Below are 14,628 nucleotides of genomic sequence, written 5' to 3'. Positions count from 1 at the left end.
CCCTCGCCCTGCCCGCCAAGACGGCCCTGCTCAGCTTCTGCACCCGCGCCCAGTTCGCCGCCGCCACCGGCCCGGCCCCGACCAGCAGCGAAGGACCGACCACCGTGGACCCCCAGGACGCCGTCGCCCACCTCACCCCCGACACCTGGGCGCGGGCCAACCGGCTGCTGGTCCGCAAGGCGCTCGCCGAGTTCGCCCACGAGCGGCTGCTCACCCCCGAGCCCGTCACCCCCGAGCCCGTCACCCCCGAGCCCGTCACCCCCGAGCCCGTCACCCCCGCCCCCGGTGAGCCGGCCGAGTACGAGGTGGCCAGCGACGACGGCACGGTGACCTACCGGTTCGCCGCCCGCCGGCTCGCCCTCGACCACTGGCGGATCGACCCGGACAGCATCACCCGCCGCCGCGACGGCGCGGAGCTGCCCCTGGACGCCCTCGACCTGTGCGTGGAGCTGCGCGGCGCGCTCGGCCTCACCGACCGGGTGCTGCCCGTGTACCTGGAGGAGATCACCTCCACGCTGGCCGGGTGGGCGTACAAGCTGGACCGGCCGGAGATCGGCGCCGCCGAACTGGCCCGCGCCGACTTCCAGACCATCGAGACCCGGATGACCGAGGGCCACCCGGGCTTCGTCGCCAACAACGGCCGGATCGGCTTCGGCATCGACGAATACCACCGGTACGCCCCGGAGGTCGGCCGGCCCGTGCGGCTGCTCTGGCTGGCCGCGCACCGCGACCACACCACCTTCACCTGCTCCACGGACACCGACGCCGACGCCCTGCTGCGCGAGGAGCTGGGCGAGGACGCGCTGGCCGGCTTCGCCGCCACGCTGACCAGGCTCGGACTCGACCCGGCCGACTACCTGTTCATCCCCGTGCACCCGTGGCAGTGGTGGAACCGGCTCGCCGTCACGTTCGCCGCCGACGTGGCCGAGCGCCGCCTCGTCCTGGTCGGCCCAGGCCCGGACGAGTACCTTCCCCAACAGTCCGTGCGCACCTTCTTCAACGTCACCCGCCCCGAACGGCACTACGTCAAGACCGCGCTGTCCGTGCTGAACATGGGCTTCATCCGAGGGCTGTCGGCGGCGTACATGGAGGCCACCCCGGCCATCAACGACTGGCTCGCCGACCTGATCGAGCGCGACGAGGTGCTTCGGGCCACCGGGCTGACGATCATCCGGGAGCGGGCCGCGATCGGGTACCGCAACCGCCGGTTCGAGGCGGCAACCGACCGGTACTCCCCGTACCGGAAGATGCTGGCGGCGCTGTGGCGGGAAAGCCCCGTCCCCGGTCTGGAGCCGGGGTGTCGGCTGGCCACCATGGCGTCGCTGCTGCACGTCGACTCGGCCGGCGAGTCGTTCGCCGCCGCGCTGGTCGCCGAGTCGGGCCTGCCGGCGGGGGCCTGGCTGCGCCAGTACCTCGACGCGTACCTCGTCCCGCTGCTGCACTCCCTCTACGCGTACGACCTGGCGTTCATGCCGCACGGCGAGAACGTCATCCTGGTGCTGCGCGGCGGGGCGGTGCAGCGGGCAATCTTTAAGGACATCGCCGAGGAGATCGTGGTGATGGACCCGGACGCCGACCTGCCCGAGGCGGTGCACCGCGTCCGGGCCGCCATCCCCGAGGACGAGAAGCTGCTGTCGATCTTCACCGACGTGTTCTCCTGCTTCCTGCGCCACCTCAACGTCGTGTTCACCGACGCGGGGCTGCTCACCGAGGAGGAGTTCTGGCGCATGGTCGCCGACTGCGCGGCCGACTACGCCGGCCGGGTGCCGCACCTGGCCGACCGGCTGCGCCGGTACGACCTGTTCGCCCCGGAGTTCGCGCACTCCTGCCTCAACCGGCTCCAGCTGCGCAACAACGAGCAGATGGTGGACCTGTCCGACCCGTCGGCGGCGCTCCAGTTCGCCGGTACCCTTGCCAACCCCATCGCCCCGTACGCCCACCGTCCCTGACCCCGCATGCCGCGGCGGGTCCAGCCAGCCCACCTGTCCGCCCGCTCGCCCGCTCGCCCGCTTGCCCACCTGCCCGCCCGCCCGCCCGCTCGCCCGCTTGCCCACCTGCCCGCCCGCTCGCCCGCCCGCCCGCTCGCCCGCTCGCCCGCCCGCCCGCTCGCCCGCCCGCCCGCTCGCCCGCCGCCCCGCCGCTCGCCCGCCGCCCGCCGCCCGCCCGCTCTTTCACGGAAAGAGTGGCCATCTCGGCCGGAATGACCACTCTTTCCGTGAAATTGCGAGCAGGCGCAGGGCGCGGAGGTGCGGAGGCGCGGAGGCGCAGGGCGCGGAGGTGCGGAGGTGCGGGGTGCGGAGGTGTGGGGGTGTGGGGTGTGGGGTGTGGGGTGCGGAGGTGTGGGTCAGGGGTGGTGGGGGTAGGGGCGGCGGGTGAGTGTGGCGTGCAGCATCGTGGTGAGGGTGACGATGTCGAAGACCGGGAGCCCCAGCCGGGCCTGGATCGCGTGCGCGAACGGCACCAGGTCCGTGCACTCGATAACCAGCGCGCCCAGGTCCGGGTGCGCCTCGACGAGTCGGTCGACGCGGTCGAGGACCTCCCGGCCGAGGCGGTCGGCGTCGAGGGCGTCGCGGCGGCCCTCCAGCATCACCTCGCGGAACTCCGGCTGGCCGGCCATGCCGGTGACCCGCACCGGCACCGACTCCGCGCCGATCGCGGCGAGGTGGCGGGGGGTCAGCGCGTTCTCGTCGGCGACCAGCAGCCCGACCGGCCGCCCGACCATCCGGTGCACCATCGGGAGCTGGACCAGGCTGGACGACCACAGCGGCACCGACACGGCGGCGGCCAGCTCGGCCTGGAACAGCACCAGGAAGCCGCACGCGCCGGTGATGCCGGCGACCCCGGCGGCCTCCAGGTCCTTCGCCGCCGCGATGAACGGCTCCAGCAGCGTCGGGTCGGCCTCGCGGACCAGGCGCTGCGGCGTCGCCCCCTCGACCACCCGGTAGCGCACCGGGAAGTCGAAGGTGGCCGGGTTGCGGATGTGCCCGGGGATCTTCTCGAACGAGGTGTCCAGGCAGAGCACCCCGATCGGGGCGTCGTCGGTCATCGCGTACTCCCAGGGGTCGGGCGGCGGCGCGGGAAGCGGCGCCGCCAGCGGTCCACGGCGAAGGGGGCCAGGTCCAGCTCCGGGCGGACGCCGCCGACGAGCTGGGCGATCAGCCGCCCCCCGGCCGGCGCCAGGCCCATCCCGATGTGGCCGTGCCCGGCGGCCACGCAGACGTTCCGGTACGCCCCGGCGCGGCCGAGCAGCGGCAGGCTGTCCGGGGTGCAGGGGCGCAGCCCGCTCCACACCTGCACCCGGCGGTCGGTGTCCAGCCCCGGCAGGTACGACCGGACGGTGCGCGCGATGCCGTCGACCCGCCGGGGCGAGACGGAGGTGTCCATTCCGGTCAGCTCCAGGGTGCCGGCGAGGCGCAGCCGGTCGCCGAGCGGCATGACGGCGACCTTGCCCTCGCTGAGCAGGATCGGCAGCCGGGGCGGAGTCTCCGGGGCGGCGACGGTGACCGCGTAGCCCTTCGCCGGCTGGAGCATCAGTTCCAGGCCGAGCTTGCGGGCGCAGGCCACGGACCAGATCCCCGCGGCGATCACCACCTCGGCCGGGCGCAGGTCCCCCCGGCTCGTGCGCACGGCCCGGACCCGGTCCCCGGCCACCTCGAAGTCGAGGACCTCGGTGTGGGTGCGGATGTCCACACCCATGCCCCGCAGCACCCGGGCGAACTCGACGAGGAACGCCGGGATGCGCAGGGCGGCGCCCTCGGCGTTGAGCAGCGCCCCGGCCACGTCGAACTCGACGCCCGGTTCGAGGCGGGCCAGCTCGCCGGGTTCGAGCACCCGCAGCGGCACGCCCCGGGCGACGGCCGCCGGCACCGAGCGGCGGGCCTGCTCGAAGCCCTCCGGGGTCTTGCAGGCCAGCAGCATGCCCTGGGCGGTGAGGGTGTCGGCGAGCGGTCCCGCCGCGCACACCTCGTGCAGGATGGCCAGGCTGCGTTGCTTGAGCGACAGCAGGACGTCGAAGGCGGCCCGGGCGTCGTGTTCGGTGCAGACCCGGCGGAAGTGCCAGAGCCAGGCGAGCAGGGCCGGATCCCAGCGGGGCCGGATGTGGAACGGGCTCTCCGGGTTCAGCAGGTAGCGCAGGCCCTTGGCCGGCACGCCGGGCTCCGCGAGCGGCGCGGAGCCCTGGGTGCCGACGAAGCCGGTGTTGCCCGAGGAGCAGGCCGCCGGGTCGCCGACCTCGCCCCGGTCGACGACGGTGACCCGGTGGCCGTCGCGGGCCAGGAACCAGGCGCAGAACAGGCCGACGATGCCCGCACCGACCACCAGCACGTCGGGCTCGTCGCCGCTCGGGCGCGGCGCGGGTTCGTCGCCGCTCGGGCGCGGCGCGGGCGTCGTCGACATTGCCCGCGCCCTACACGCTCACGACGAAGAAGCAGGTGGGCAGGTTGAGCACCACCCGCTCGTAGATCTCGGCGGTCAGCGCCAGGCCGGGGTCGGCGAACGTGCCGGGCGGCGGCTCGGCGAAACCGATCTTCGAGCGGCCGGCGTCGAACAGCAGCGCGCCGTGGCCGAAGTCGCCGACGATCGCGGTGCCCGGGTCGACCAGCCGGGTCCGGACGATGAACACGCCGTTCTCCTCGACGTCGCGCATCAGCGTGCCGGAGCCGAGCAGCCGGTAGTAGTCCGCCGGGTTGATGATCAGCCCGTCGGCGGTGCTGCCGTTCTGCTCCACCTCGTTGCAGGCGGACAGGATGGTGGAGCCGAACGGGCCCGGGTCGGTGAGCCGGGCGATCTCCGGCATGGTCAGCAGCCCGCCCTCGCCGCGCAGGATGGTGACGTTCTCGGCGGTGGCCAGCCGCACGACGAGGCGGTAGTTGATGAACTCCGCGAAGCTCGTCGGGTCGTCCCACAGCCCGTCCGGCACCTGCACCCACGCCTTCGTGGTGAACAGCGGCGGGATGGGGGAGCGGTGGAAGTGGTTGGCCGCCTCCCGGCGCAGGTCGGCGCCGTCGACCGCCGGGTCGTCCGGGAGGGCCCGGCTCTCGTGCCAGTAGAACTCCTGCGGGTCCCGGGACAGGTCCACCACCTTCAGCACGTTCCGCGACGGGTAGCGCGGCTTGCGCCGGGAACTGGTCAGCGAGTCGGTGATGGTGACGTCGTACTCGACGCAGGTGTCGAAGCCCTGCTCGGCGAAGGCGTCGGCGAAGACCTGCCCCGGCGAGAGCTGCTTCTTCCGGTGCTCGACGACCTCGGCGATCGTCCGCTTGATGACGTCGGTTCGTTGCATGGCCTCACACCTCGTGGTCGGGTCGGACGGTCATCGCACGGCGGATCACTGGTCGGACGGTCACTGCGCGGCGGGCTTGCGGGCGACGAACATGCCCCAGCCGAACTCGCCCCGGTCGATGGCGGCCTGGATCTCCCCGCAGGACGCGGCGAAGCCGAGGATCCACTCCCGGGCGGTGGGGTCGTCGGTGGACGCGGCCCGCTGCCGGGCGGTCTCGCCGAGCACCCGGTACGTCTGCCGGATGTGCGCGTCGAGGTTGCGGGCGACCAGCACCTCGAACCCGGCCCCGGTCAGCGCCTCGGCGTACCCGTCGAGGGAGTAGCCGCTGCTCCAGCGCACCCGGTCGTAGACGTGCCGGCGGGCGGCCTCGCCGATCTCGGTGGTCGGCTGGAGGAAGTCGGTGATCGCCAGGATCCCGCCGGGGGCGAGCACCCGGTGCATCTCGGCGTGGCTGCGCGGCTTGTCTGGCACCAGGAACAGCGCGTCCTGGCTGACCACGTGGCTGAAGCTGCCCGGGGAGTACGGCAGGGCGGTGGCCGACCCGTGCCGGAAGGCGATCCCCGGCGTCCCGCGCTCGGCGCACTTGGCCTGGGCGAACCGGATCCGCTCGATGCTCAGGTCCAGCCCCTCGCCCCGGCAGCCGGTCTGCCCGGCGAGCCGGAGCAGGAAGTTGCCGCAGCCGCAGCCCACGTCCAGCACGGTCGAGCCGGCGTCGACGCCCGCCTCGGTGGCGAGCAGGTCGGAGGTCCGGTCGGCGGCGGCGTGGTAGTCGGTGTCGGCGTCGTCGGCGAAGTATCCGGTGTGCAGCACGCCCTCGCTGTCCCAGAAGCTGAGGTACGTCTGGGTGGTCTCGTCGAAGAACTCGGAGACGTCCCGCTCGGTGAAGGTGGGGCTGGTCGTGGACATCGCGCACTCCTTCGTGCTGTGCAGCCGGGCGGCGTCGCCGCCGCCCGGGTCGGGGGAGGGGTCAGGCGTAGGTGTCCTTGCGGACGCCGGTCAGGTGCGGCAGCTCCGGGCCGGTGGCGCTGGCCCCGCCGTCGATCAGGTGCACGCCCGCGGTGACGAACGAGGCCCGCTCGCTGGCCAGGAACGCGGCCACGGCGGCGACCTCCCCGGGGTCGGCCAGCCGGCCCAGCGCGCTGTGGTGGCCCATGGCGGCGAGCTGCTCCTCGACGTCGCCGTCGCCGGCCAGCCGCGCGGCGGCCCGTTCCATCGGCGGGGTGCGCACGCTGCCGGGGGCGAGCACGTTGACGGTGATCCCGTCGCGGCCCACGTCGACGGCGAGGCCCTGGGCGAAGCGGACCAGCGCGGCCCGGGTCACCCCGGAGAGGACCAGCGGGCCGATCGGCACGCTCGCGGTCTCGGAGGCGACGAAGAGCAGCCGCCCCCAGCCGGCGGTGCGCAGGTGCGGCAGCGCCGCCAGGGCCAGCCCCACGGCCGGCAGCAACACCCGGTCGACGGCGGCCCGGTAGTCGGCCACCTCGAACAGCGCGGCCGTGCCGACCGGCGGGCTGCCGCCGCTGACCAGCAGGACGTGGGCCCCGCCGAGGTCGGCGGCCACCCCGTCCACCCAGCGGCGGGCCGCGTCGGTGTCGGTGACGTCCACGCTGGTGGCGCTGACCCGGCCGGCGGCCATCCCGGCCAGCTCCCGCTCGGCGGCGGCGAGCCGGTCCGGGTCGCGGCCGCAGATCGCCACGTGCGCGCCCTCGGCGGCGAACTCCTTCGCGCAGGCCAGCCCGATTCCGCTGGACCCGCCCGCGACGAGGACCACCCGTCCCTTGAGCCCGAGATCCACGCTCGTTACCTCCCTGATTCGCTGGTCGGTGACACCCGGTCCGCCCCGCGCGGGGCGGACCGGTAGCCGTAGCGGGCGAACAGCGGCTGGGCCAGGGCCGTCGCGGCCAGCCGGTCCGCCCGGGACAGGGTGCGCCGCCAGGAGTCGTCGCGGTCCCGGATGACGGTGGCCCCGGTGCGGAACCGGTCCGGGTTGCCGGTCACCGTGTGGTTGGTGTGCAGCTCGACGGTCCGCCCGCGCACCGGGTTGCCGGCCGGGTCGGCACCGCAGAGCCGCAGCAGCGCGTCGACGGTGCCGGCCGGGTCGGCGGCGAACGACTCGTAGCGCAGCAGCGTCGACCGCTCGGGGAACCGTCGGGTGATCGCCGCCGAGGCCAGGTTGAACCCGTGCCAGTACGTGGTGCTGCGCGCCGCCGACATCGCGTAGACGTACTGCTTCGGCTCCCGCCAGGAGTGCGCCACCGCGCGCGGGTCGCGGACCAGGTGCACGTAGTACGGGGTGATGCCCGGAACGTACGGCAGCAGCGCGGCCTCGCCGGGGATCTTCGTGGTGTCCACGATGGTGTGCGCGCCGGTGCGCTCGGCGGCGGCCCGGTAGACCTCGCCCATCAGGTCGGCGTGCGCGCGGATCTCGTCGTCGTACAGGCCCCGGCGCAGCAACCGCCAGGTGTGCCGGGTGCGTACCCGGGACCGCTGGCGGTCGATCACCGTCGCGGCGTGCGCGTCCGGCGACGTCCCCGCCGGGCGGCCGACCGGCAGCACCCGCGACCAGATGTCGCAGGCGGTCAGGGGGACGCCGCAGCCGCACAGGTCGTTGACGCCCCGGCCGGTGGAGTTCCGCCACAGGAAGTGCAGCTCGCCGACGTGGAAGAAGCCGGGCACCTCGTTGAGCACGTTGCCGATGATGGTGCTGCCGTTGCGGCACCAGCCGGTGACGCACAGGACGGTCAGGTCGCTCATGCCGCGCGGGCCTCCGTCTCTCGTCCGGCGGGCAGGTCGGTGCCGGGACCGGTCGCCGGGCGGCCGATCCACACCGCCAGCACCGCCGCCGCGACGGCGCAGGCCGCGCCGACGCCGAACACCGAGGGGTAGTCGAGGGTCGCCGCGACCAGGCCGGTCACCGGCCCCCACACGGCCAGCCCCAAATCCCAGAACGAGGTGTACGCCCCGATCGCCGCCCCCTGTCGGGCCGGTTCGGCCCGGTTCATCACCATCAGCGCCAGCGACGGGTGCAGCAGGGAGAACCCGACGCCGGTGACCACGCCGCCGGCCACGGCTACGGGCAGATTCGGGGCCACCGCGATGATCACCAGGCCGACCGCCTCGCCGGCCGCCGACCAGGCCGCCACCCGGCGCGGGCCGAGCTTGTCCGGCAGGTGGCCGATGACCAGGCGGGTGAGCGCGTACACGGCGCTGAAGCAGCTCAGCACCACCACGCCGGAGCCGATCCCGCGCGCGTCCAGGTGCAGCACGATGAACGCGGCCAGGCCGGCGTACCCGGCGGCGCCGAGGGCGAGCGCGGTGCCGGGCAGCAACGCCGGGCGCAGCAGCAGCCCGCCGCCGCCCTTCGCCGGGGTGGCGGCGGGGTCCCGGTGCGGGACCGGAACCATGGCCACCAGCGCGGCGGCCAGCAGGGGAGCGGCGGCGGCGAGCGCCCAGACCGCCGTGAAGGAGACCTGTTGCAGGGTGGCCCCGAGGAAGGTGCCGGCGGAGATGCCGCCCCACATGCTCATCCCGTACAGGCCGATGAGCTGGCCGCGCCGGTGGTGCGGGGCCAGCGCCACCGTCCACACCGCCCCGGCGGTGAACAGGGCGGCCTCGCCGGCGCCGAGCAGCAGCCGCACCGCCACCAGCGCCGGCACGGTGAGCGGCAGGAAGTAGAACAGCCCGCCGCCGGCCACCACGAGGGCGCCGGTGAGCATCACGGTGCGGTGGCCGTACCGGTCGGCCAGCGCCCCGGCGACCGGCCGGACCAGCAGCGCGGTCACCGCGGTGACCGTGACGACCAGCCCGACCACCAGGTCGCCGGCGTCGTGCCGGTCGCGCAGGAACCCGGGCAGCACCGGGAGCACCGCGGTGAGGCCGAGGTAGCCGGCGAAGAGCCCGCCGAAGATGCCGACCAGGGCCAGGCGCGGCACGGCGGGGGTCGCGGCGGCCGTCATCGGCGTACCGGCTCCGCCGGCCCGGCCGACGCAGGTCCGGCGGTCACGGGTTGCGCGGCGGTCACGGGGCGCTCGGCGGGCCCGGGGTGTTCGGCGGACGCGGCGGCGGCCACCTTGCGGACCGCCCGGACCAGGTCGTCGCAGTCGTCGAGGGTCAGGCTGGACGACAGCGGCACGTCCACCGCCTCCCGCAGGTACCCGGCGGTGCGCGGCAGCATCGCCCGGATCTCGTCGAGGTCGTCGGTGTCGTACACGAACCGCCAGTTCCAGAACGCGCGGACGTTGAGGTCGTCGTCGGCGCCGATGTTGCGCGCGTCGACGCCCTCCCGGCACAGCGCGCGGGCGAACCAGCCGGCGTCGCCGCCGGGCACCCGGAACACGAACGCCTCACCGAGGTACGCCCCGGGGGCGACGGGCTGGCGGATCGCGATGCCCGGCAGGTCGGCCAGAGCTGCGGCGACGTACCCGTAGTTGCGGTGGAACAGCCGCAGCCGCTCTGGCAGCCGGGTCAGCTCGGCGCGCAGCAGCGCGGCCCGGATCTCGTCCATCCGCAGGCTCAGCAGGGGCAGGTCCAGGCCGGTCAACGGCGGCTCGCCGTCGGAAAAGTGCCGCCGCAACCGCCCCTCGTACGCGCCGGAGAGCGCCACCGCACGGGCGAACAACTCCCGGTCGTCGGTGACCAGGAAGCCGCCCTCGCCGCAGTTGAGCGCCTTGTCGGACTGGGTGCTGAACGCCCCGGCGGCCCCGAACGTGCCGAGCTTGCGGCCGTTGAGCTCGGCGCCCAGCGCCGGCACCGCGTCCTCGATCAGCGGCACCCCCATCTCGGTGGCGAACCGGGCCAGCGCCTCGGCGTCGGCGGCGAAGCCACGCATGTGCACCACGAGGATCGCGCCGATCCGGGGGTCCCAGCGGCGCCGCAGGTCGTCGATGTCCATCCGCAGATCCTGGTCCACCTCGACCAGGAACGGTCGGCACCCGGCCATGACGATGGCGCTCGGCGTGGCGACGAAGGTGAACCCGGGGCAGGCGACCAGCGAGCCCGGGGGCACCCGCGCGGCCATGATGGCCAGGGCCAGGGCGGCGGTGCCGCTGGACACCGCGAGGGCGTGCCGGGTGCCGAAGAAGCGGCACAGCTCGTCCTCGAACCGGCCGCACTCCGTCTCGTGCTGCGGCCGGTGGTCGTAGCGGAAGTAGAGGTGGCTGCGGATGGCCCGGCAGGCAGCCTCCTCGTCCTCGGGATGGACGAAGACGGCGCCCTTGTCGTAGGTCGGCCAGGGGGTGCGGCGGACCGGTGCCCCGCCATGCAGGGCGAGGCGGTCCGCCGGTCGGTCGTGGCGCGTCGCCGGCAGTTGCCGGGGCTGCGCGGGAGCTTCGTCGTTCCCCTTCACCGGCGGACTCCTCGCTCGTTGCTGGGGGTGTTCCGATGATGGATTTCCTGGCTGGACGCCGACGAGGGCCGGCGCTTCTGCGGACGCCACGAATAAACCCACTGACGTGGGAAAACGTCGCCTATCCGGAATCGCGATAATCGCCGTCCAGTGACAGCAATGATTGTCGTGGGGGTGCGGCGCGTCAACCCGTGCATTCTGCAATCTGCTTGCCCGGCGCGGCGGCAGGCGACTCGTCGTGACCGCCGGTTGCCGCCCCGCGGGCGTCGACTGACCTGGAGGACGCCACTGGGCTGGGTTGATGCGCATCGGAGCGCCTGCGATCGCGGGACGGACTGTCACCCTCCGTGCGGCCCTCCCGGCGAGGTCGGATTGCCGATTTCCCTCGAACCCGATAACTACGAATTCCCTATCGGAAAAGCAGACTTTCGGTCGCCGTCGACCTGCCGGCGCGCAAATCGGTCAACAGCCGTCAATTGCATTTTGTCCGAGCGGAACCGGAGATATGCGCTGTCGCCGCGGAATGGATTGCGCCTGGCCTCGCCGGATGCGATCCGACTCCGGGGCCGGGCTCTGCGATCCGACCTCGGGCCGGCTCTGGGCCGGGCCTTGCGGCCCGGGGAGGCGGCGGGATCCTCCACGGCCCGGCCGGCCGCCGCCGCGCGGGGATGGCGACGGGCGGGTGCCGGTCGCCCGGGATGTTTTTCGGCCGGGGTATTTACTGTTAAGAATGTTTACTTTATGTTCATCGCATCCCCCAGCGGGCGCATTCCCCCAGCTCGGCGGTTGTGCCGACGCCCGCCTCGATCCGAAGGAGCATCCACATGCGTCGAACAGTCGTCCTTCCGCTCGCGTCGGCGGGCGCCGTCGTCGCCTCGCTGGCCGTCGCGGTGCCCGCCCAGGCACACGGGTACATCTCCGGCCCGCCGAGCCGGCAGGCGCTCTGCGCCCAGAACCGGGTGCCCGACTGCGGTCAGATCAAGTACGAGCCGCAGAGCGTCGAGGGCCCGAAAGGACTGCGCAGTTGCCACGCCGGGATCAGCCAGTTCGCCGTCCTCAACGACGACGCCCGGGGCTGGCCGGCCACCTCGGTCGGCAGCTCGGTGACCTTCACCTGGACCAACACCGCCCGACACGCCACCAGCAACTGGGAGTACTGGATCGGCGGCACCCGGGTCGGCCTGGTCAACGGGGGCGGGCAGCAGCCGGGCGCCACCGTCTCGCACACCGTCAACCTGGGCGGGTTCTCGGGGCGGCAGAAGCTGCTCGCCATCTGGAACATCTCCGACACCGCCAACGCCTTCTACTCGTGCGTGGACCTCCAGATCGGCGGGGGCGGCGGCAACCCGACGCCCACCCCCACCGCGTCCCCGTCGCCGACGCGGACCCCCACGCCGGCCCCGACCACGCCGGCCCCGACCACCCCGGCCCCGTCCGGCACCTGGACCGCCGGGCAGGCGTACCGGGTGGGTGACCAGGTCACCTACGGCGGCTCGACGTACCGGTGCCTGCAACCGCACACCGCCCTGCCCGGCTGGGAGCCGCCGAACGTGCCGGCGCTCTGGACCCGGCTCTGACCCGCCCCGGGTGTGGCCCGGGACCGGGCCACACCCGCCCAGCACGGAAGGCCCCGGCACCATGAGACCTCACGCAGCCCACGGCGTGCTCCGTTGCCTCGCGGCGCTCCCGCTCGCCGCGCTCCTCGCGGTCGCCGGCTGCGCGTCCCCCGCCGCCGCCCCGCTGCCCAACGGGACCGGCGAGTCGCCCGTCGCCGGGTCGGCCCGGACCGATCCGACGGACGTGCCGTTCCTGACGGCGATGGTGGCCCACCACGACCGGACCCGGGTCGTCGCCGTCGAGGCGGCGGGCCGGATCGTCGACCCCGAGCTGCGTACCCTCGTCGCGGCCATCGACGCGACCGAGGCCGACGAGCTGGCCACCATGCGGCGGTGGCTGGCCGCGGCCCCGGCCGACCCGGCCGGCGGGCACGCCGGCCACCACGGCGCATCGGCGACGGCCGACCCCGACCCCGCTCCCGACCCCGAGCTCGACCGGCTGCGGTCCGCCACCGCCGCCCGGTTCGACGCCGCGCTCGTCGACGTGCTCACCGCCCACCAGCGACGGGCCGCCGCGCTGGCCCGCGCCCACCTGCCGGTGGCGGTCGGCCCCGAGGTACGCGCCCTCGCCGACCGCATCGAGCGGTCGCGCACCGCCCAGCTCAAGCTGCTGTCCGGGCTGCCGGCCGCGCGGCCTTCATCGTGATGGACGCGACCATCGCGCCGCCACCGTCTCAGGCGCCGCGGGCCATGGCGATCATGCCTTTGAGGCCGAGGCCGGCCTTCGTCCCGCCGTCGACGAGGATGTCGGTGCCGGTCAGGTACCCGGGCTGCTCACTCGCGCAGAATGCGAGCACCTCGGCGACCTCCTCGGGCCTGCCGGGTCGCTTGAGGGCCGCGAAGTCCAGCATCTTGGCGGAGCCGGACCGCTCCTCCAGACGCCCCATCGCGGTGTCGAACGTCCCCGGAGAGACCGAGACGACCCGTGCCCCTTTTGCGCCGAACGCGGCCGCGACCTTCCGGGTGTACCAGATCACGAACGCCTTGCTCGTGCTGTAGGCCACGCCCGGTCGCATGCGCTTCGGCATACGGTTCGCCGAGCGGACGAGCTTGTGCTCGAACTTCGTGACGTCGGTGAACGCCAGCTTGTAGGTGCGTGTCGGCTCCAGCGCGGCCGGACTCATGTGACCGGCGATCGACGCCACGTTCACCAGGACGTCACCTTCCCCCGCGACGCGTAGGAAGGCCTCGGTGACATTGATCGTGCCCACGGCGTTGATCCGCAGGATGAACTCGGCGGATCCCATCTGCGGGCTCACGCCCGCGGCGTGGACCACCGCCCGCACGTGCCCGTCGGACTGCGCGGACGCGATCAGCCGGTCGACGGACGTACGGTCGGTGATGTCGCACACCACGCCCGAGGCGTCGACGCCGAGCGCGGCGAGCTCCGCCACGGCGGCGTCGATGCGCTCCTGGTTGACGTCCGCCACCACGATCCGGTGGTGCCGGCCCATGATCTTCGCCGTCGCGAGGCCCATGCCGCCCGCTCCGCCGGTGATGATCGCTGTCGCCACGGGGCTCCCCCTGCTGCGAGCCGTGCTCGCATGTCTGCTCGATGACGAACGCGATTCCGCGTTCTCCGACCCATTGTTGTCCCCCGGGACCGTCGCGGCGTCGCTGACCTGCTGCTTCGGCAAGGGTGCGGACGGCGGAACGACGTCGATGGTGTCGGCGACGATGCGCGAACGGACCTTGAGCGGGCGCGTCCCCGGCACGGTGACCGGCGGCCGTGGCGGACCGCCCCCGCCGCCCCCGCTCGCCGGCCGGCCCGCCCGCGACGGGTGCGGGGCGTGTACGGTCCGGCCATGATCAGCGGTGGGGGTGACGGTGGCGGCTCGGGAGCCGGCGCGTCCCGTGCGGGTACCGGGGTGACGCTGTTGGCGGAGACGATCGCTGCCGGGCAGGTGACGGCGCTGCGCCACGCCGTCGTCGCCGCGGCCGGGGCGGCCGGACTGGCCGGCGCGGCCCTGGAGGACTTCGTGCTGGCGGTGCACGAACTGGTCGCCAACGTCGTCCGGCACGGCGGGGGCAGCGGCGAACTGCGACTGCGCCGCGACGGCGATCTGTTGACGTGCGAGATCACCGACGACGGCCCCGGCCTCGGCGACGTGCGGGTCGCGCTCCCCGCGCCGGACCAGGTCGGCCAACGCGGCCTGTGGCTCGCCCAGCAGCTCACCGACGGCCTGGAGATCCGTGCCGACGACCGGGGCACGACGGTCCGGGTCAGCGCCCGGCTGGCCACCCTGCGGGCGGTGACCCCGCCCCCGCCCCGGGCCTTCCCGGGCTGAGCCGCGGGAGGGCCACTCCTCGCCGTCCGCGCGCGGTCACGTGCATACTGGCCCGGTTTGCTGTCGTCGCCGCCGGGCCGTCCACCCGGCGGGTCGGTT

The 14,628-nt window shown here is 74.1% G+C and carries 13 protein-coding genes; 4 read left to right on the top strand and 9 right to left on the bottom strand.

The annotated features are described in order from the left end of the window. The first annotated feature begins 104 nt into the window (after window positions 1-104). Window positions 105-1,949: an IucA/IucC family protein gene (locus GVV04_RS02345; protein WP_407938753.1), complete on the top strand. Its 1,845-nt coding sequence runs from the start codon at window positions 105-107 to the stop codon at window positions 1,947-1,949. Window positions 1,950-2,344: 395 nt separating this feature from the next. Here the strand turns inward: GVV04_RS02345 and GVV04_RS02340 are convergent, their stop codons facing one another. From GVV04_RS02340 to GVV04_RS02305, 8 genes are all read right to left on the bottom strand, one after another. Next, on the bottom strand, window positions 2,345-3,046 hold the full coding sequence (locus GVV04_RS02340) for an aspartate/glutamate racemase family protein (RefSeq protein WP_161684061.1): 702 nt from the start codon (window positions 3,044-3,046) through the stop codon (window positions 2,345-2,347). Further along, window positions 3,043-4,395: an NAD(P)/FAD-dependent oxidoreductase gene (locus GVV04_RS02335; protein WP_235965536.1), complete on the bottom strand. Its 1,353-nt coding sequence runs from the start codon at window positions 4,393-4,395 to the stop codon at window positions 3,043-3,045. Before GVV04_RS02335 ends, GVV04_RS02340 begins: the two co-directional genes overlap by 4 nt. Before the next feature lie 10 nt (window positions 4,396-4,405). Next, window positions 4,406-5,281, bottom strand: a complete 876-nt coding sequence (locus GVV04_RS02330) for a family 3 encapsulin nanocompartment shell protein (RefSeq protein WP_161684060.1) — start codon at window positions 5,279-5,281, stop codon at window positions 4,406-4,408. A 60-nt stretch (window positions 5,282-5,341) separates the two neighbouring features. Then, window positions 5,342-6,187, bottom strand: a complete 846-nt coding sequence (locus GVV04_RS02325; RefSeq protein WP_161684059.1) for a class I SAM-dependent methyltransferase — start codon at window positions 6,185-6,187, stop codon at window positions 5,342-5,344. A 61-nt stretch (window positions 6,188-6,248) separates the two neighbouring features. Then, window positions 6,249-7,076: an SDR family NAD(P)-dependent oxidoreductase gene (locus tag GVV04_RS02320; RefSeq protein ID WP_161684058.1), complete on the bottom strand. Its 828-nt coding sequence runs from the start codon at window positions 7,074-7,076 to the stop codon at window positions 6,249-6,251. 5 nt (window positions 7,077-7,081) lie between these two features. Beyond that, the gene (locus tag GVV04_RS02315) at window positions 7,082-8,035 is read right to left on the bottom strand and encodes a sulfotransferase (RefSeq protein WP_161684057.1); all 954 of its coding nucleotides are present in this window, start codon (window positions 8,033-8,035) and stop codon (window positions 7,082-7,084) included. Then, window positions 8,032-9,237, bottom strand: coding sequence for an MFS transporter (locus tag GVV04_RS02310; RefSeq protein ID WP_161684056.1), 1,206 nt, complete (start codon window positions 9,235-9,237; stop codon window positions 8,032-8,034). Before GVV04_RS02310 ends, GVV04_RS02315 begins: the two co-directional genes overlap by 4 nt. After that, window positions 9,234-10,625, bottom strand: coding sequence for a DegT/DnrJ/EryC1/StrS family aminotransferase (locus tag GVV04_RS02305; RefSeq protein ID WP_328822161.1), 1,392 nt, complete (start codon window positions 10,623-10,625; stop codon window positions 9,234-9,236). The genes GVV04_RS02310 and GVV04_RS02305 overlap by 4 nt, the downstream gene beginning before the upstream one ends. Window positions 10,626-11,449: 824 nt before the next feature. Between GVV04_RS02305 and GVV04_RS02300 the strand changes: the two genes are divergently transcribed. Both GVV04_RS02300 and GVV04_RS02295 read left to right on the top strand, forming a co-directional pair. Next, window positions 11,450-12,202, top strand: a complete 753-nt coding sequence (locus GVV04_RS02300; protein ID WP_161684055.1) for a lytic polysaccharide monooxygenase — start codon at window positions 11,450-11,452, stop codon at window positions 12,200-12,202. A gap of 61 nt (window positions 12,203-12,263) precedes the next feature. After that, the gene (locus GVV04_RS02295) at window positions 12,264-12,887 is read left to right on the top strand and encodes a DUF305 domain-containing protein (protein ID WP_161684054.1); all 624 of its coding nucleotides are present in this window, start codon (window positions 12,264-12,266) and stop codon (window positions 12,885-12,887) included. Between the two features lie 28 nt (window positions 12,888-12,915). Here GVV04_RS02295 and GVV04_RS02290 read toward each other — a convergent pair whose 3' ends face one another. Beyond that, complete coding sequence (locus GVV04_RS02290) at window positions 12,916-13,956, bottom strand: SDR family NAD(P)-dependent oxidoreductase (protein ID WP_201752795.1); 1,041 nt, start codon at window positions 13,954-13,956, stop codon at window positions 12,916-12,918. Between the two features lie 90 nt (window positions 13,957-14,046). On the opposite strand from GVV04_RS02290, the gene GVV04_RS02285 reads away from it, so the two are divergent. Continuing rightward, window positions 14,047-14,529: an ATP-binding protein gene (locus GVV04_RS02285; RefSeq protein WP_161684053.1), complete on the top strand. Its 483-nt coding sequence runs from the start codon at window positions 14,047-14,049 to the stop codon at window positions 14,527-14,529. The last annotated feature ends 99 nt before the right edge of the window (window positions 14,530-14,628 follow it).

Origin of the sequence: Micromonospora rubida (genome assembly GCF_009908295.1) — a bacterium.
GTDB lineage: Bacteria > Actinomycetota > Actinomycetes > Mycobacteriales > Micromonosporaceae > Micromonospora > Micromonospora rubida.
This window is presented reverse-complemented; position numbering and strand designations above follow the sequence as displayed.

Excerpts from the sequence above, each read along its gene's own strand:
- GVV04_RS02340 (WP_161684061.1), bottom strand. The coding sequence starts at position 3,046 with ATGACCGACGACGCCCCGATCGGGGTGCTCTGCCTGGACACCTCGTTC.
- GVV04_RS02335 (WP_235965536.1), bottom strand. The coding sequence starts at position 4,395 with ATGTCGACGACGCCCGCGCCGCGCCCGAGCGGCGACGAACCCGCGCCG.
- GVV04_RS02330 (WP_161684060.1), bottom strand. The coding sequence starts at position 5,281 with ATGCAACGAACCGACGTCATCAAGCGGACGATCGCCGAGGTCGTCGAG.
- GVV04_RS02325 (WP_161684059.1), bottom strand. The coding sequence starts at position 6,187 with ATGTCCACGACCAGCCCCACCTTCACCGAGCGGGACGTCTCCGAGTTC.
- GVV04_RS02315 (WP_161684057.1), bottom strand. The coding sequence starts at position 8,035 with ATGAGCGACCTGACCGTCCTGTGCGTCACCGGCTGGTGCCGCAACGGC.
- GVV04_RS02310 (WP_161684056.1), bottom strand. The coding sequence starts at position 9,237 with ATGACGGCCGCCGCGACCCCCGCCGTGCCGCGCCTGGCCCTGGTCGGC.
- GVV04_RS02300 (WP_161684055.1), top strand. The coding sequence starts at position 11,450 with ATGCGTCGAACAGTCGTCCTTCCGCTCGCGTCGGCGGGCGCCGTCGTC.
- GVV04_RS02295 (WP_161684054.1), top strand. The coding sequence starts at position 12,264 with ATGAGACCTCACGCAGCCCACGGCGTGCTCCGTTGCCTCGCGGCGCTC.
- GVV04_RS02285 (WP_161684053.1), top strand. The coding sequence starts at position 14,047 with ATGATCAGCGGTGGGGGTGACGGTGGCGGCTCGGGAGCCGGCGCGTCC.